Origin of the sequence: Methylobacter psychrophilus (genome assembly GCF_025583945.1) — a bacterium.
In the GTDB taxonomy this organism is placed as follows: Bacteria; Pseudomonadota; Gammaproteobacteria; order Methylococcales; family Methylomonadaceae; genus Methylobacter_C; species Methylobacter_C psychrophilus.
In genome coordinates this window covers 134,509-151,529 of record NZ_JAOEGU010000002.1, presented here as the reverse complement: position 1 = coordinate 151,529, position 17,021 = coordinate 134,509, and the positions used below count along the sequence as shown (strand labels likewise).

At 46.5% G+C, this 17,021-nt stretch carries 19 protein-coding genes and 1 pseudogene; 14 read left to right on the top strand and 6 right to left on the bottom strand.

Annotation, left to right across the window (positions count from 1 at the left end; translation table 11 throughout):
• Position 1: 1 nt before the first annotated feature.
• The 3 genes from kdpB to N7974_RS01800 form a co-directional block, all read right to left on the bottom strand.
• Positions 2-2,074: a potassium-transporting ATPase subunit KdpB gene (gene kdpB, locus N7974_RS01810; protein ID WP_262963990.1), complete on the bottom strand. Its 2,073-nt coding sequence runs from the start codon at positions 2,072-2,074 to the stop codon at positions 2-4.
• Between the two features lie 68 nt (positions 2,075-2,142).
• A complete protein-coding gene (gene kdpA / locus N7974_RS01805) occupies positions 2,143-3,951 on the bottom strand; it encodes a potassium-transporting ATPase subunit KdpA (protein WP_262963989.1) in 1,809 nt (602 codons plus the stop codon).
• 4 nt (positions 3,952-3,955) lie between these two features.
• Positions 3,956-4,039, bottom strand: a complete 84-nt coding sequence (locus tag N7974_RS01800) for a potassium-transporting ATPase subunit F (protein WP_262964048.1) — start codon at positions 4,037-4,039, stop codon at positions 3,956-3,958.
• Positions 4,040-4,381: 342 nt separating this feature from the next.
• Here N7974_RS01800 and N7974_RS01795 point away from each other — a divergent pair.
• The 9 genes and pseudogenes from N7974_RS01795 to N7974_RS01755 all read left to right on the top strand — a co-directional run.
• Positions 4,382-4,579: pseudogene (locus N7974_RS01795) on the top strand (sigma 54-interacting transcriptional regulator); the annotation flags it as partial.
• Between the two features lie 223 nt (positions 4,580-4,802).
• Positions 4,803-6,308: a nitrogenase cofactor biosynthesis protein NifB gene (nifB, locus tag N7974_RS01790; RefSeq protein ID WP_262963988.1), complete on the top strand. Its 1,506-nt coding sequence runs from the start codon at positions 4,803-4,805 to the stop codon at positions 6,306-6,308.
• A gap of 91 nt (positions 6,309-6,399) precedes the next feature.
• The gene (locus tag N7974_RS01785) at positions 6,400-6,678 is read left to right on the top strand and encodes a 4Fe-4S dicluster domain-containing protein (protein ID WP_243218719.1); all 279 of its coding nucleotides are present in this window, start codon (positions 6,400-6,402) and stop codon (positions 6,676-6,678) included.
• 15 nt (positions 6,679-6,693) lie between these two features.
• Positions 6,694-7,116: an ArsC/Spx/MgsR family protein gene (locus tag N7974_RS01780; RefSeq protein WP_262963987.1), complete on the top strand. Its 423-nt coding sequence runs from the start codon at positions 6,694-6,696 to the stop codon at positions 7,114-7,116.
• Positions 7,109-8,407 carry an FprA family A-type flavoprotein gene (locus tag N7974_RS01775; protein WP_262963986.1) on the top strand — a complete coding sequence of 433 codons (1,299 nt, stop codon included), beginning with the start codon at positions 7,109-7,111 and terminating at the stop codon, positions 8,405-8,407. Before N7974_RS01780 ends, N7974_RS01775 begins: the two co-directional genes overlap by 8 nt.
• A gap of 197 nt (positions 8,408-8,604) precedes the next feature.
• Complete coding sequence (locus tag N7974_RS01770) at positions 8,605-8,892, top strand: 2Fe-2S iron-sulfur cluster-binding protein (protein ID WP_243218725.1); 288 nt, start codon at positions 8,605-8,607, stop codon at positions 8,890-8,892.
• 119 nt (positions 8,893-9,011) lie between these two features.
• The gene (locus tag N7974_RS01765; RefSeq protein ID WP_243218726.1) at positions 9,012-9,362 is read left to right on the top strand and encodes a 2Fe-2S iron-sulfur cluster-binding protein; all 351 of its coding nucleotides are present in this window, start codon (positions 9,012-9,014) and stop codon (positions 9,360-9,362) included.
• A 2-nt stretch (positions 9,363-9,364) separates the two neighbouring features.
• Positions 9,365-9,937 carry a nitrogen fixation protein NifQ gene (locus N7974_RS01760; protein WP_262963985.1) on the top strand — a complete coding sequence of 191 codons (573 nt, stop codon included), beginning with the start codon at positions 9,365-9,367 and terminating at the stop codon, positions 9,935-9,937.
• 266 nt (positions 9,938-10,203) lie between these two features.
• Entirely contained in the window at positions 10,204-10,470 is a 267-nt protein-coding gene (locus N7974_RS01755; protein WP_262963984.1) for a hypothetical protein, read from the top strand.
• Positions 10,471-10,634: 164 nt separating this feature from the next.
• Here N7974_RS01755 and N7974_RS01750 read toward each other — a convergent pair whose 3' ends face one another.
• The 3 genes from N7974_RS01750 to N7974_RS01740 all read right to left on the bottom strand — a co-directional run bounded on the left by N7974_RS01750 (position 10,635) and on the right by N7974_RS01740 (position 12,851).
• Positions 10,635-12,221 carry a SagB/ThcOx family dehydrogenase gene (locus N7974_RS01750; protein WP_262963983.1) on the bottom strand — a complete coding sequence of 529 codons (1,587 nt, stop codon included), beginning with the start codon at positions 12,219-12,221 and terminating at the stop codon, positions 10,635-10,637.
• A gap of 120 nt (positions 12,222-12,341) precedes the next feature.
• Complete coding sequence (locus N7974_RS01745) at positions 12,342-12,467, bottom strand: hypothetical protein (RefSeq protein WP_262963982.1); 126 nt, start codon at positions 12,465-12,467, stop codon at positions 12,342-12,344.
• A 120-nt stretch (positions 12,468-12,587) separates the two neighbouring features.
• Positions 12,588-12,851 (bottom strand): nitrogen fixation protein NifZ, encoded by a 264-nt coding sequence (locus tag N7974_RS01740; RefSeq protein ID WP_262963981.1) that lies wholly within the window; start codon positions 12,849-12,851, stop codon positions 12,588-12,590.
• 202 nt (positions 12,852-13,053) lie between these two features.
• Here N7974_RS01740 and N7974_RS01735 point away from each other — a divergent pair, with 202 nt between their 5' ends.
• From N7974_RS01735 to N7974_RS01715, 5 genes are all read left to right on the top strand, one after another.
• Positions 13,054-13,407, top strand: coding sequence for a HesB/IscA family protein (locus tag N7974_RS01735; protein ID WP_262963980.1), 354 nt, complete (start codon positions 13,054-13,056; stop codon positions 13,405-13,407).
• Between the two features lie 114 nt (positions 13,408-13,521).
• On the top strand, positions 13,522-14,427 hold the full coding sequence (gene nifU / locus N7974_RS01730; protein ID WP_262963979.1) for a Fe-S cluster assembly protein NifU: 906 nt from the start codon (positions 13,522-13,524) through the stop codon (positions 14,425-14,427).
• Positions 14,424-15,635, top strand: a complete 1,212-nt coding sequence (nifS, locus tag N7974_RS01725) for a cysteine desulfurase NifS (RefSeq protein WP_262963978.1) — start codon at positions 14,424-14,426, stop codon at positions 15,633-15,635. The genes nifU and nifS overlap by 4 nt, the downstream gene beginning before the upstream one ends.
• Positions 15,636-15,696: 61 nt before the next feature.
• Complete coding sequence (gene nifV / locus N7974_RS01720; protein WP_262963977.1) at positions 15,697-16,821, top strand: homocitrate synthase; 1,125 nt, start codon at positions 15,697-15,699, stop codon at positions 16,819-16,821.
• A gap of 14 nt (positions 16,822-16,835) precedes the next feature.
• On the top strand, positions 16,836-16,985 hold the full coding sequence (locus tag N7974_RS01715) for a hypothetical protein (protein ID WP_262963976.1): 150 nt from the start codon (positions 16,836-16,838) through the stop codon (positions 16,983-16,985).
• Positions 16,986-17,021: the final 36 nt, after the last annotated feature.

The following is a 17,021-nucleotide window of genomic DNA, read 5'->3' as shown; positions in this document are numbered from 1 at the left end:
TTTAAACAAGGCCCAGCGTGACCAGAAACAGGTCAATCGCCTTGATGCCGATAAATGGAACAATCAACCCACCTACGCCGTAAATCAGCAAATTATTTTGTAGCAGCTTGGCGGCACCGATAGGCCGATAATTGATACCTTTTAATGCCAGCGGAATCAGTGCCACAATAATGAGCGCATTGTATATTACTGCTGACAGAATGGCACTCGCAGGGGTTGCAAGATGCATCACATTCAAGACATTAAGCACCGGATAAGTGGTTGCGAACGCAGCCGGGATAATTGCGAAATATTTTGCGACGTCATTGGCGATACTGAACGTAGTCAAGGCACCGCGTGTCATCAACATTTGTTTGCCGGTTTCGACAATCTCAATTAATTTGGTGGGGTTCGAGTCAAGATCCACCATATTGCCGGCCTCCTTGGCCGCTTGGGTGCCGCTGTTCATCGCTACCGCAACATCGGCTTGAGCCAGTGCGGGTGCATCGTTGGTGCCGTCACCGGTCATCGCGACCAAACGCCCGTCAGCCTGGTACTGCCTGATTAACTTTAGCTTCATTTCCGGTGTGGCTTCGGCCAGAAAATCATCGACTCCGGCCTCGGCAGCAATCGCGGCGGCAGTCAAGCGATTATCACCGGTAATCATGATGGTTTTGATACCCATCTGGCGTAATTCGGCAAAACGTTCTTTGATACCGCCTTTGACGATATCCTTGAGTTCGATGACACCCAGCACACGAGCCCCTTCAGAAACTACCAGCGGAGTACTACCGCGACGCGCCACGTCATCAACCAGTTTTCGAAACTCTGGCGGAAATTTACTGCCCAATTCTTCAACATGACCACGAATGGCGTCGGCCGCACCCTTGCGAATTTGCCGTCCTTCAATATTAACCCCGCTCATCCGGGTTTGGGCACTGAAATGCACGAAAGTAGCTCCCAGAGTATGCACATCCCGTTCTCTGAACCCGTATTTCTGCTTTGCCAAAATCACCACACTGCGTCCTTCCGGTGTTTCATCAGCCAGTGAAGCCAATTGAGCGGCATCGGCAAGTTCTTTTTCAGAGACGCCTTTAACCGCTATAAAAGCGGATGCCTGTCGATTACCCAAGGTAATCGTACCGGTTTTATCCAGTAGCAATACGTCGATGTCACCGGCCGCTTCCACTGCCCTGCCGGAGGTTGCAATAACGTTTTTCTGCATCATCCTTCCAATACCTGCGACGCCGATGGCAGACAACAAGCCGCCGATAGTCGTCGGAATCAGGCAGACCAGCAACGCCACCAGCACGGTAATCGTAATCGGTTGTCCTGCGCCTGAGGTTGCTACAGCGTACAAAGAAAACGGCAGCAAAGTCACGGTAACCATCAGAAAGATCAAAGTCAACGCAACCAGCAGAATGGTCAAGGCAATTTCGTTGGGTGTTTTCTGCCGCTTGGCACTTTCCACCATAGCAATCATACGATCCAGAAAGGCTTCGCCCGGATTGGTAGTAACGCGCACAACCAGCCAGTCGGATAACACGCGCGTGCCGCCGGTTACCGAACTAAAATCACCACCCGATTCGCGGATCACTGGCGCACTTTCGCCGGTAATCGCACTTTCGTCCACCGAGGCAACACCTTCAATGACTTCGCCATCTCCGGGAACAAAATCACCGGCTTCTATTAAAACCACATCACCGCGCCGCAAACTGGAGCCGGCCACTTTCGAATAATTTTCGCCATAACGCGGCTCATCCAGTTTTTTCGCCGCAATATCACGCTTGGCACTACGCAGAAAGGCGGCTTGCGCCTTGCTGCGCCCTTCGGCGATTGCCTCGGCAAAGTTGGCAAACAAAACCGTGCCCCATAACCATAAAGTCACTGCCAAGATGAAATTGGCCGGATCTTTCCCTTCCCCGTTAAGAGCTTGTATCCAAAGCAGGGTGGTCAGGAGGCTTCCACTATAAACGACAAACATCACCGGATTTTTCCATTGCTGCTGTGGAGCCAGCTTTCGGAATGAATCTACTAAGGCTGCACCCAGGATTTCCCTATCAAACAAAGACGTTGAAACAGATTTTTGACTCATGAAATTCTCCTATTCACTGATTTTCGGTGGGCAGATAAAGCATGCCCACGCTTATATCTTGATTTTGATTATTTAGCGCCAATCATTTGCAAATGTTCGACTACAGGCCCCAAGGCCAGGGCAGGAACAAATGTCAGCGCACCAACCATGAGTACGGTACCGATCAATAACGCAATAAACAGCGGGGTATGTGTCGGTAAGGTACCGAGACCGACCGGCACTTTCTTCTTTGCGGCCAGGGAACCGGCGATAGCGAGTACCGGCACGGCCAGCCAGAAACGTGAAAACAGCATGGCCAGACCCAACAGGGTGTTATAGAAGGGCGTATTGGCCGAAATCCCGCCAAACGCACTGCCGTTGTTGTTACCTGCCGACGAGAACGCATATAAGACTTCGCTGAAACCGTGTGCGCCCGGATTAAAGACGGATGCCTTGCCAACCTCAACCATAACGGCAAGCGCAGTACCGCCCAATACCATTAGCGGTGGTATCAAAATAGTGATTGCGGCCATTTTCATTTCGTAAGCTTCGATTTTTTTACCCAGATATTCGGGTGTACGGCCTATCATTAAACCCGATACAAACACTGCGACTATCGCAAACATGATCATGCCATATAGCCCTGAACCAACGCCGCCGAAGATCACTTCACCAATTTGCATCAGCCACATCGGCACCATGCCACCAATAGGTGTAAAGGAATCATGCATGGCATTAACCGAACCGTTGGAAGCAGCGGTGGTGACGACCGCCCACAGAGCGGAGTTGGTAATTCCGAAGCGGGTCTCTTTACCTTCCATGTTGCCGCCGGACTGACTAATGCTTGCCGATTGATCGACACTCAATGCTGCCAAAGCCGGGTTTCCGCTTTGCTCCGCCGGTACCGCGATAAAAACCAGCACTACAAAAACCAGTGTCATCGCCGTCAGAATTGCCCAACCTTGCCGGGTGTCGCCAACCATCATGCCAAAGGTATAACACAGCGCGCCCGGGATAAGCAGTATCGAGAGCATTTCAAGAAAATTACTCAACGGCGTCGGATTTTCCAACGGATGCGCAGAGTTGACATTGAAAAAACCGCCGCCATTGGTACCGAGTTGCTTGATGGCTACCTGGGATGCCGCTGGCCCTACCGCCACGACTTGCTCTTTGGCTTCTACCGATTCCATGACGGGCTTACCACCGGCATCTTGCAACGCCACACCATCTACGCCCAATTTAGGCTGTTCATAACTGACCGTTTCGACCAGCGGTACCGCTTGATAAGAATTAAAAGTCTGCACCACGCCTTGTCCTGCCAATACCAAAGCCAGAATCAGCGATAGCGGCATCAGGATGTAAAGCGTGCTACGAGTGAGGTCCACCCAGAAATTACCGATGGTATCTACATTGCGCCGGGTAAATCCACGAATCAGAGCGACCAGCACCGCCATACCCGTTGCGGCGGAGACAAAATTCTGCACGGTAAGCCCCAGTATCTGAGTCAGATAGCTCATGGTAACTTCACCGCTATAGCCCTGCCAGTTGGTGTTGGTTGCAAAACTGGCCGCCGTATTGAAGGCCGAGTCCGGACTGATGCCGGACAGGTGCTGTGGATTAAAAGGCAGAGAAGCTTGCAGGCGCTGCAGAGCAAAGACCGCCAATGCACCCAGCAAATTAAACACCAGTAAACCGACGGCGTAATCCGTCCAGCGCATCTCCTCTTTCGGATTGACGCCACTTAGCCGATACATTAATCTTTCGATGGGTGCCAATAACCGGTTTAAACCCACTGACTCACCCTCATAGACTCTGGCCATATACCAACCTAGCGGTTTAGCCAGTGCGAGCAGAGTAACGACATAAACTATAACTTGAAAATAACTGTTACTGGTCATCAGGCTACTCCGGATAAAAAAGTGCGGCGACCAGATAAACGAAAATCGCCAACGCAAGGAAACCACTTAACAGATAAATCCAGCTCATGACTGCCCCCTTAATTTTTCACAAGCATAAACCAGTGCGACGGTGACGGCGAAAAAAACAAGCGTCAATAAAAGATATAAACTATCCATAAAACCACCTTATATAAAATGACTAAAGCCAATCGCTGATATCAGAATCTGCGTTGAAAACAGCAAGGCATAGTCTACTGTGGAAGCGTGTAAAAAAACTGTAAAAATTTAAGTCCGAACTATAAAAGAATGGTAACTACTCAGGGTTCTCTCGCAACAATTCAAAGACCTTAAGCTGTACCTATTTGCGGACAAAGTTATCCTGCAAAAACCATAAACTGCTTAAGACGGTATGTTTTTCTCGAAAAGTTGTCCATTTTTAAGACTGAATTGTGCGGCCCTACCCGATACCTTATTAGAGCCTGAGTTGTTTGGTCGTGAAAAAGGGGCTTTTACCACCACGACCGATCTACGTAAAGGCCGTTTTTAATTAGCCGATAACAGTACTCTGTCTCTTGATGAAATCGGTGATATTTCAGTCTCATTCCAGACTAAATTACTATGTGTATTGTAATCTCATCTCTCGAATAAAAAAGTAAGCCATTACCGTTATTAACAGTACAAAGTTATTGTGCTGTTAATAACAAAATCTAAAAAAATGACTGTTACGTTTACGACAATTTTTTCATTTAAAAAACAAAAAAATAATATAAATCAATAATATAAAATAAAATTCCAGCGTTGGCATGACCTGTGCTTTTACTTATTGTAAATACACTTACGAGGTCAAGACCATGCAATTGCCAGTATTAAATAATACCCCTTCCCACGCAGAGCATGAGGCCAAGGGTGGTTGTGAAGCCAGTTCGTGTGGCACTTCAGAAAATCAAATGGATTCGCTGCCTGATTCAATACGGGAAAAAGTACAGAATCATCCGTGTTATTCAGAAGATGCACATCATTACTTTGCAAGGATGCATGTGGCGGTTGCTCCCGCTTGCAATATCCAGTGTCATTACTGTAACCGTAAATATGATTGCTCAAATGAATCACGTCCCGGCGTCGTTTCTGAAGTGCTAACGCCGGATCAGGCCGTTAAAAAAACCATGGCGGTGGCGGCCAATATTCCGCAAATGACTGTATTGGGTATTGCAGGTCCCGGTGATCCTTTGGCTAATCCTGAACGTACTTTTGAAACCTTCCGGCGTTTGAGTCTGGAAGCCCCGGATATTAAATTGTGTGTATCAACTAACGGTTTGGCTCTGCCAGAATCCGTAGAGGAATTGGCCAAACATAATATTGATCATGTCACTATCACCATTAATTGCGTTGACCCTGAAATCGGTGCAAAAATTTATCCGTGGATTTTCTGGAATAACAAACGCATTAAAGGCGTAAAAGGTGCGAAAATTCTGATTGCACAACAGCAAAAAGGTCTGGAAATGCTGATTGCCAAAGGCATTCTGGTTAAGGTTAACTCGGTAATGATTCCCGGTGTTAACGATCAGCATTTGGCGGAGGTCAGCAGAGTAGTCAAAGCCAAAGGTGCATTCCTGCACAATGTGATGCCGCTGATTTCCGAACCGGAACACGGGACTTTTTATGGTGTGATGGGGCAACGCGGCCCTACACCTGATGAATTACAAGACCTGCAAGATAGCTGTTCAGGCGATATGAACATGATGCGTCATTGCCGACAATGTCGGGCTGATGCCGTGGGTATGTTGGGCGAAGATCGCGGCGATGAATTTACGCTGGACAAGATTGAAGTTATGGAGATTGATTATGAAGCCGCGATGGAAAAACGCAAGGTGATACACCTTGCCATACAAGCTGAAATGGACAGTAAACGTTTGGAAAAAGCTGAAAAAGCACAGCAACAAAAACAAAAACCCAGGCTGACCACTCGTCCGGTATTGATGGCGGTAGCGACCAGCGGACAAGGCGTGATTAACCTGCACTTTGGCCATGCCAAAGAATTTCTGATTTATGAAGCCTCGCCAGACGGTGTGCGTTTTATCAGTCATCGCAAAGCCGATCAATATTGTGCCGGCGATACGTCTTGCGGCGATGGTGAAACAACGTTGCAAGTAACTATTCGCGCTTTGGCTGGCTGCGAAGCGGTACTGTGTTCCAAAGTCGGTTATGAACCTTGGGAAATGCTGGAAGCTGCGGGTATCGCTCCCAACGGTGAACATGCCATGGAACCTATCGAAGAAGCCGTGCTGGCCGTCTATAAAGAAATGGCAACAGCCGGTAAGTTAGATGCAAAGCCTGAAGCAATCCGCGCGAATGCATAATTAATGTAGGGTGGGCAACGCTTTTATGCCCACCTTTTACAGATAAACGGTGGGTACAAAAGCGTTGCCCACCCTACTTCAGGAGTCTGTTATGGCTGTAAAAATTATTGAGTCTTGCGTTAATTGTTTTGCCTGTGAGCCGGTTTGTCCCAGTAACGCTATTTATGAGGCCAAACCGCATTTTTTGGTGAACCCTAAAAAATGCACCGAATGCGAAGGTGATTTTCCGGTCTTTCAATGTGCCAGTATTTGCCCGATAGAAGGCGCAATTCTGGATTCGTTTGGGATAGCAATTAACCCACCCGGTTCTTTAACAGGTATTCCGCCGGAAAAAATGGCTGAAGCCATGGCTGAATTACAGTCCCACTAAGCAAGGACACCACTGATGGCTACTGTCACTTTCTATGAAAAACCCGGTTGTATTAATAATACCCGGCAAAAGAAACTGTTGGCGGCAGCAGGTCATCAGGTTATTGCCAAAAATTTATTAACTGAAAACTGGCAGACAGAACGCCTGCGAGCTTTCTTCGGTGCCTTGGCGGTACGAAATTGGTTTAATTACAGTGCCCCAGCCATCAAAAACGGCGAGATTGATCCTGATAACCTGACCGAACAGGAAGCGATAGCGCTGATGCTGAAAAATCCGTTGTTAATTCGTCGTCCGTTAATGCAAGTCGGAAACCGCTTTATGACAGGATTTGATCAGCAAACCGTTGATAGCTGGATAGGCCTGTCTGAAATCGAAATAACTCCGGACCTGGAGAGCTGTCCTCGAACACTTGCAGAGCTAAGCTGTAGTCATGAGTAAGTTACCAATTTTAACGGTTGATGGCGTACCACAAGCGGTTGCATTATCGGAAAGAGTACATTGGATAGGCGCTCTGGACCCAAATTTACGCACCTTTGACATTATCTTAAAAACCGCCAATGGCACAACTTACAATGCTTATGTAGTTAGAGGCAGTGAAGGTGTTGCCGTTATTGATACGGTAAAGGAAAATTTTGCCGATGATTTTTTTGCCCGTCTGGAGTCGGTAGCCAGTTATGACGAAATTAAAGTCATTGTCTTAAATCATTTGGAACCCGACCATACCGGCGCTTTACCGGAATTAATGCGTAGAGCGCCACAAGCCCAACTTTACATTTCCCAAAAAGCGCAATCCATGCTCAAGGCCCTGTTAAAACAGGATGAATTTGATTTTACGCCGGTAATGACCGGTGACAAGGTATCGCTGGGAGACCGTACCTTGGCATTTTTTCACACACCGTATTTACATTGGCCGGATACACAATGTACCTATCTGGTAGAAGAAAAAACCTTATTTTCAGGCGATGTGTTTGGCTGCCATTTTTGCGATGTGCGGTTGTTTAACGATGTTGTCGGTGATTTTCGCTTTTCTTTTGAATATTACTATGCTCACATCATGCGGCCATTCAAAGATTATGTAAATCGTGCGTTGACCCTGCTTGAACCGTTACCGTTGACAACTATCTTGCCTGCCCATGGCCCTTTATTACGCGATCAACCGCAACGGTATATGCAGCGCTATAACGAATTATCACGTTCTGCCCTGCATAGCGAAATCAGTAGCGGTGAAAAAACGCTACTGATCTTTTATATCAGTTCCTATGGTAATACACGGCGTATGGCCGAAGCCATTTATGAAGGTGCCATGACTATAGAGCACGTACGGGTATCGTTATATGACCTGGAAGGTAGTGAAGTAGCACCGTTTGTCGATTTGATAGAAGGTGCAGATGGTATTTTGTTTGGCACACCGACTATCAATGGCGATGCGGTCAAACCGGTATGGGATTTATTATCGTCATTGGTGGTTATCAATCTCAAATCAAAGCTGGGGGGTGTTTTTGGCTCGTATGGCTGGACCGGCGAAGGCGTGAAGATGGTCGAGGATCGCCTGCGCGGACTCAAGTTACGTGTGCCTATTCCGGGGATACGCATCAAGTTAATTCCGACCGATGAAGAAATCCGGATCTGTTGGCAATTCGGCCATGAAATGGCACAGGATTTAATGGGTTTAAGGGAGGCTAAAGTGATTGATATCGCAGACCTTGCCTGGGAGGCTGTCCGAGAATAGAAAACCTACTGTGGAAAAACTATTTTGGCCAAATTTCTCGCTCATTTTCGTTTAATAGAACAACTATTTGCCTCAAATGATCAAAAAATCTGACTCAAAATTGCTTTCCCTCGCTACGGTTCCTATTCTCGGACAGCCTCCGAGAACGTGTTTTAAAACACTTTCTTAATAATTTTTAACACAACAGGAGAATAAAAATGGCGAAAGCGTCGATTACCTTTGAAGATATAAACGTTACAGTTACCGCGCCAGCAGGCACCCGGCTGATTGAGATTTCAGAAAAAGTCGGTTCAGGCATAACTTATGGTTGTCGTGAGGGCGACTGTGGGACTTGTATTACTAAAGTCACGGAAGGCTGGGACAACCTGACCGAGGCGTCGGTACTGGAAGATAAAATCCTGCGTGAAAATATGGCAGGCAAACATAATCGGCTGGCATGTCAGGCTCAGGTTTTGGGTGGAACCATTAGAGTCAAGCCGGTTTAAAAAACTCCCCTACCCCTCTTTTTCAAAGAGGGGAATTGGATAGCTACCAAGCTGCTGACGCCCTTGCAACAACACGGGAACCAAGTGGCAGAACATCACTTATATTTAAGGAGTAAATCATGGCTTTAGTTACTTTTTCAAGTCCCGAGTACCGGGATAAAACTGTCTATGCCGTAGCCGGTAGTCATACGGAATCACTACTGAAACTGGCACGGGAAAACAAAATTCCGATCAATTATGAATGCGAGGATGGCGAATGCGGCACCTGTTTGGTAAAAGTCAGTAGTGTTGACCATAAACATCAACGCATGGGCGGGCCTTTAACAGAAAAGGAAAAAGACGTCTTGCGCGTCAGCGGTAAAATCAGCAAAGAAGAAATGGAACAAATGATTGTTGATGACCTGCCCTCCCCTTGGCGCCTGGCTTGTCAGATGATTGTCAGGGATGAAGATATTCTGGTTGAATATTAATTATGTCCACAGCTCTTCAACTTCTGAATAACCGGGAACAGTTCTATGCCCGATTACCACCAATCGCCATGGCATCCAATGAGGAATGGTTGGCGTGCATGGTCGCCAGTTGGTGTGTCGGGCAAGGTGTTTTGCCCGACTATCTGGGGTTGGAGCCTGAGCAGTTTAGCCAATTAAAACAGGCGTATTTTCAGGATCAACCCCTTCCAGAGCAAGCCCCATCAGGTAGTCAACTCGACTTTAGTCGTATGCTGGAAAAAGAAGATCTGGTTAATTTGCTAAGACGTTACTCAAGGGCTGATACGCTTGAAATGGACTGGGTAATTGCCATTATTGTTGCCGGTTGTCTGGGCAGCGATCACTTATGGCAGGATTTAGGTCTCTGGTCGCGCTCACAATTGAGTGCGATGCTGCAATACAACTTTCCTGAACTGGCGGCAAAAAACACCCAGGATATGAAATGGAAAAAGTTCTTGTATAAACAGCTTTGCGAAGCGGAAGGTTTGTATTTATGCCGCGCCCCTTCATGCAATGTCTGTATTGATTACCCCAAATGTTATGGTTCTGAGGAATAAGACTAAGCGTTTGTCTTAACTTTCGACAGTTTAATTGGATATGCCAAGGAACAGGAACCGGCGGCATCATTTACAAATGATGGGGTTCTTTCGTCGGCTTATCCTGTGAACCAGCAAACCGCAATTTGACAAATAATAGACAAAACCGTTTGAAAAAGCCGGAGCTATAGTCAGATTAAATCATCCCGATTATGACGAATTGCCGGCGCGGCAAATCCGCTTTATAGTTTTGAAAACCTCAGAACCCACTTAAAGAGAGGAAAACAATGAATAATGAATATAAATCAATCGTAGATGAATTTCAGATTAAACTTAATAAATTACAGGACGATAGTAAGACCGATAGCGATCATCCAGAATTGTTTAGTAAACATGAGAAGACGTGCCTTTTTGATAAGTGGCAAAAAATAGGTCAGCTGTTGATGGATTTTGAAGATATAGATAACGAACCGGAAATGACAGACGTGGATCAATTAGCGAAAAACAGGAAAATTTTTGAAAGTTTGAAACGTAAACAGGAAAAAGATCATTGAAATGATCAAAGCAAAAAACTGTCGCTGGTTTTCTAGTTTCCTGTTTCGCGAAGCTAAAGCTTCACCTTCCGGGTTCCCAATCTGGAAATTGGGAACCCGGCACAGACGATATTTATTTTTTTCGAAAGAAATTACAGCAGGTAAGCAGAAAAGCGTTGCCCACCTTACGTGTCTAAATGCCCATAAGCCGGTAAGGTTTCCAGTCGCTTATCTTCCAGCGGTTTACCTACCGTAAAATGATACAGGCTTTGAAATTGTTCATCCTTGAAGCCTAAAAGTTCATGTACGTTGTCATCAAAGTAACAACCAATTCCGGTACCGCGTATACCTGCGGCTTCTGCTTCCAGATACAGAACTTGTCCTATCAAGCCGCATTCCCAGAACAGGCGGCGATAAAGCCAAGGCATGGTTTCGATGGTTTTGTTAAATTCTGCGACCATTCCCAAGCTAAAAGCGCTGTCGCTGGCGATAGGTTGATGGCAGGAAAGGTTTTTGGCGGTTAGCCTGAAATCCCCGGAATACAAATGATAAAGCGGTATTATTTCAGTTACTTTTTGCCAGTCAAAATCAACCAGGGTTGCGGCTTGTAATTTTTCCAAAGCATCATGATCTCTTGGCAGTACATATAAACCGGGTTCCAAACCGTCAACTCGATGCACAAAAATAAACAGGTGTATTTTAGGTGACCAACGCCAGTGATCAAAAGCGGCAGTTGCCGGTAACACGGCAGCCAGCATCCGGTAAAAGTCGGTTTGTGGCAAGGGCGACATTTTGCCATCAAACTGTTGGGCACTGCGGCGTTGACGGATAATGGCTGTGGCTTTTTGGTTACCAAATGATTTTATGGTGTGCTTGCGGATGCCTTGCCATTCAGGTTCGACCGTCGGTGGCTTGCTGGTGGCAATGGCGACTTCATCAATGATCGGCCATTTATATAAGTGATAAGCGCGAAGGCTATCGGCTTTACCAAACCAGTCTCCTGATTGTGCGCTTTCCAACAACGCTTCGATATCTAACGGCATACTATCTGTATGCGTATTGATCCGGCAAATAAGGTCGGGGGTTTCCTGTTCCAGTGCATTAAAATCGTCGTTTCGATTAAGTCCCAAAAGATTAGCGATATCATTATCCGACCATTCAGCCAGCAATTCAACCGACCAGCCCAGCGTCGCTGCCGCATAACGTAACGCGCCCAAGGCATGGCCAATATCATGCTGGCAATAGCGAAAAGCTCTTTCCCCGTATTTCCAGGCTTCCCGCCAATGGATTGACGACAAGCAGATAAGCAAGCCGACATCCGGCAAATTACCGGCAAGCCTGCAACGCTGCTCAAGGCTGTGATCGTGACTAACGTAGTGATAAACCCCTGAGTTAATAAAAGCATTGCCGGTACTGATCAGATAAGCTTCAGTCGGGTGCAGATTGCCGCTGGAAGGATTGCAGCGCAAAGCCCAACGACTGGGTCCGAATTGTTTCCAGGCTGACAGTCCAAAAGCCAGTTCCAGCAATAAACCGACATTAGCCAAATTTACCGGCTTTGACGGTATTGTTTCCGGATTATCCAGATCGGCAAACAACGGTTCAACCTCTGCCCCCGGTTTTGCCAGCGTTACTATCTCACAACCGGAAAAATGCCGGAATTGATCAGGCTGATCGTCCCAGTCGATTGACTCCGGGCCTTTTGCATAGCGCTCCAGGCTATGCTTGGTGCGATTGTGGTAATTTAAAACTGTTTCAGTGTTCTTCGTCATAATGCGTTAAGTTTAAGTAGGATCAACTATTATCTATGGTTTTATTCTTAAAGATACCGGTCGGATTTGCAACCCCAACCAAAACGTTTAAAGTCTTCAATAGCGCTCAAAACATGAAGATTAAGTGCCAGAAATCCCGTAGGCCGGAATAAGACTTTTCAAGCGCAAGCGAGAATAAGCGTTTCCGGCATTCCGTACCAGTATGCCAGAAACGCCACCGCGCAATACGCCCTTCGACAAGCTCATGACAGGCTCGGGTGGTCTTATTCGGGCCTACGGCTGTGTCGCATCAACTAAGAACAAGAAGACCATATCTTTTTTCTTCGTGTCCTTCGGTGAAAATTTTTAACTATTCCGTAACATCAGTTAATTAATCAGCCTGGGCTCCATCGTCAAATCTTCAACCCAACAGCCAACCGGACTCCCCAGATTCATGTCTTTATCTTCAAAGCGTACCAAAAAAACGCTACGCGCCTGCTCTTCTTCGACATAGCCAATCAGGGTAATTACACCACGAGTTCCGGCTTCGGCCAATATTTCACCTTCAAGACCATCAGGAATTGAGCCATCATCAATAATGGTATTAGCGGCGTAAATGACATCACCAATATCTAAATCTTCTACATTCATTTTATATCCCCTATTTTGTAGCAAAGCTGACATTGTCAGTTGATTGTGTGATTGAAACCTGTTTGACAAGACGTTATTTATGATATTGATCAATTATTAAAACAATATTAAAACAACAGCTTAACTACTAAACAACGAAATGGCATACAGGTTGCTATAAGTATTAACAAGAACGATGCCACACATTCAGGAGAGCTTAAAAATGATTACATTAACAGACAAAGCCGTTACCGCTGTTGGCCGCTTTATTGCCGGTTCGGAGACACCTTTGGCAGGTTTACGGATAGAAGTCACTGATGGCGGTTGTTCAGGTTATCAATACGGCTTGAAGCTTGAAGGCAGCCATACACCCGAAGATACTGTTATTGATTGCGGTGAAGTAAAAGTGTTTATTGATCCGGTCAGTCTGCCGATGCTTGACGGTATGTCTATCGATTTCCTTGACAGTATTGAAGGTTCGGGATTTAAGTTTACCAATCCTAATGCGGCTAAAAGTTGCGCTTGTGGGACGTCCTTTAATACCAGTACCGAAGCGACAGGAAAACCCTGTTCTTAATTCAGGGTGGGCAACGTTTTTTGCCCATCTTTTATTGCATATATTGCCTTGTGCGGTGGACAGAAAAGCGTTGCCCACCTTACACCTACACCCAGTTAATCCGAGGATAAAGCCATGTGGGACTATTCAGATAAAGTAAAAGAACATTTTTTTAACCCCAAAAATGCAGGTGCCGTCGTTGATGCCAATGCCACCGGTGAAGTCGGTTCAATCAGTTGTGGCGATGCGTTACGGCTGACCTTGAAAGTTGATGATGATAGTGAAATCATTCTGGAAGCCGGTTTTCAAACCTTTGGTTGTGGTTCAGCGATAGCCTCGTCATCGGTACTGACTGAAATCATTAAAGGCATGACACTGGATGAAGCCGCCAAGGTAACCAACCAGGATATTGCCGATCAACTGGAAGGCTTGCCACCCGAAAAAATGCACTGTTCGGTGATGGGACGGGAAGCACTGCAAGCCGCGATTGCCAATTATCGCGGTGAAGTATGGACAGATGATCATGAAGAAGGTGCGCTGATCTGTAAATGTTTCGCGATTGATGCGGTGATGATTGAAGAAATGGTATGGGCCAATAAATTGCGTACTGTTGAAGATGTGACCAATTTTACCAAAGCAGGCGGTGGCTGTGCCTCTTGCCATGAAGACATTGAAGCCATTCTGGAAAAAGTGCTGGCTGAAAAAGGCGAGAAATTCGACCCAACTGCCGCACCGGTAGAAGCCATAACAAAAATTGCCGCCGTTAAAGCACCGTTAACCAATTTACAACGCATTAAAAAAATTGAGCAGGTTTTAGAATCGTTAAGACCGGCATTAATGGCAGACGGTGGTGATGTAGAGTTGGTTGAGGTTCTTGGTAACACCGCTTATGTCAACATGACCGGTGCCTGTAACGGTTGCCAAATGGCGGCAATGACCATTGCCGGGATACAACAACGCTTGATGGAAGTGATGGGCGAGTTTATTAAAGTCGTACCGGCTTCGGAAATGAAAAAATTAGTCAATATTGAGGTGGTATGATGAAAGATATTTACCTGGATAACAATGCTACCACCAAGGTTGATCCCGCCGTTGTCGATATGATGATTCCTTATTTTTTGGAGCAATACGGCAATCCGTCTTCCATCCATAAATTTGCTGACGGTGTGGCGAAGGGCCTTAAACATGCCCGCCAACAAGTTCAGGCACTGATCGGTTGCGAGCATGATTCTGAAATTATTTTTACTTCTTGCGGAACTGAATCCAACTCCACAGCCATTTTGTCTGCGATTAAAGCCCAGCCGAACAAGAAAGAAATCATTACCACGACGGTCGAACATCCGGCCATTTTAAGCGTCTGTGACATGCTTGAAAAAGAGGGTTATACCATTCACAGAATGCCGGTTGATAAAGCCGGCCGCCTGAACTTAAATGCTTACAAGAATTTATTATCCAACAACGTCGCTATTGTCTCGGTGATGTGGGCCAATAATGAAACCGGTACTATTTTCCCGGTTGAAGAAATGGCGGATATGGCTAATGCAGAAGGGGTCATGTTTCATACCGATGCAGTGCAGGCGGTGGGCAAGATTCCCATGAATCTGCAATATACCAAAATTGATATGTTGTCCTTATCGGGACACAAGTTACATGCTCCCAAAGGCATCGGTGTTTTGTACCTGCGTCGTGGTACGCGTTATCGTGCCTTATTACGCGGCGGACATCAAGAACGTGGCAGACGGGCGGGAACTGAAAACAGCGCATCAATTGTTGGCCTGGGAAAAGCCTGTGAGTTGGCGCTAGAGTTTATCAAATATGAAAACACCCAAGTAAAAGCCATGCGTGACCGTCTGGAACGTGGTCTTACTGACCAGATTCCGCATTGTTTTATCACTGGCGACATTTATAACCGTTTGCCCAACACGACTGACATTGCCTTCGAATATATCGAAGGTGAATCAATTTTAATGTTACTGAACAAGGCCGGTATTGCTGCATCCAGTGGCTCAGCCTGTACTTCAGGATCATTGGAACCTTCGCATGTCATGCGGGCGATGGATATCCCCTACACCGCCGCACACGGCACCATTCGCTTTTCCTTTTCGCGCTACAACGATATGTCCGAAGTCGATGAAGTGTTGAGAGTGATGCCGGGGATTGTCGCCACGTTGCGTAAATTGTCGCCGTATTGGGATGGTAACGGCCCGGTAGCCGATCCTGAAAAAGCCTTTGCACCGGTTTATGCGTAGGGTACGCACTGCGTACCCTTTGAATCTAAAAAGGTACGCGGTGCGTACCCTACGGTGAATTATGAAAACACAAACCCGCCAAATTATCATAGATGACACGACGCTCAGGGATGGTGAGCAATCCGCGGGTGTGGCTTTTTCGCTGAATGAAAAGCTGGAGATTGCAAACCGGTTGGCGGACTTGGGTGTCCCCGAACTGGAGATCGGCATTCCGGCAATGGGCGCGGTAGAAAGAGATGAAATCAAGGCTATTGCCGCTTTAGGATTACCCTCAACGCTACTGGTCTGGTCAAGAATGCGGCGTGATGATTTATATGCCTGTTTAGGTTTGAATGTGCACAAGGTTGATTTATCCATTTCGGCTTCCGACCAGCACATCCACCATAAGCTTAAACAAAGTCGACCATGGGTTTTAAACACCATTAACAGTTGTGTGCAGGAAGCGAGAAGTCTGGGCTTGGACGTGTGTGTCGGGATGGAAGATGCTTCCCGGGCAGACGTGGATTTTTTAATCCGTATGGTTGAAACTGCGCAACAGGCCGGGGCGAGTAGAATCCGTTTTGCCGATACGGTCGGCATTATGGAACCGTTTGGTGTCTTTGAGACGATCAAAAAGTTACGGGCGGCAACGGATCTGGAAATTGAAATGCACGCTCATGACGATCTGGGGCTTGCTACCGCCAATACGCTGGCAGCGGCTTTGGCCGGCGCAACCCATGTTAATACCACGGTTAACGGACTGGGTGAACGTGCCGGTAATGCGGCTTTGGAAGAGGTTGTCGTCGGCTTGACACAATTATATGGCTTTAAAACCGGCATATCGTTACAGAATTTCCCCTTGCTGTCCGAGCAGGTTGCGCGAGCATCGGGTGATGCCATAGGTAGCCGAAAAAGCCTGATTGGAAAAAATGTATTCAGTCATGAAGCCGGCATTCATGTTGATGGATTATTAAAAGACCCCAATAATTATCAAGGCGTAGATCCTGCCATTGTCGGGCGCTGTCATCAATTGGTACTGGGTAAACATTCCGGTACCCAAGGTGTTATTCATGCTTATAAACAAATAGGCATAGCAGTAACGCGGTTACAGGCACAAAAATTGTTGACTGTAATCAGGCTTTTTGTCAGTAACACAAAAAAATCACCAAAAACTGAAGACTTAAATCTTTTTCATCAAAATCTGTAAAAGGACACTTTATCATGAATGAACAGACTGAGCTGGAGTCATGCGAACCGGAAGTAAAAGAAGCGGTAGAAATACCGGTTCAAGATGATGATCGATATCCGGGTTCCTTTTTTAGAATACCAGGGCGACCAACCTTGGGAAAAAGCAGTTGGAGCTTAAGTTAAAACAACAAACAACATCATCGGCACACTTACCGGGAG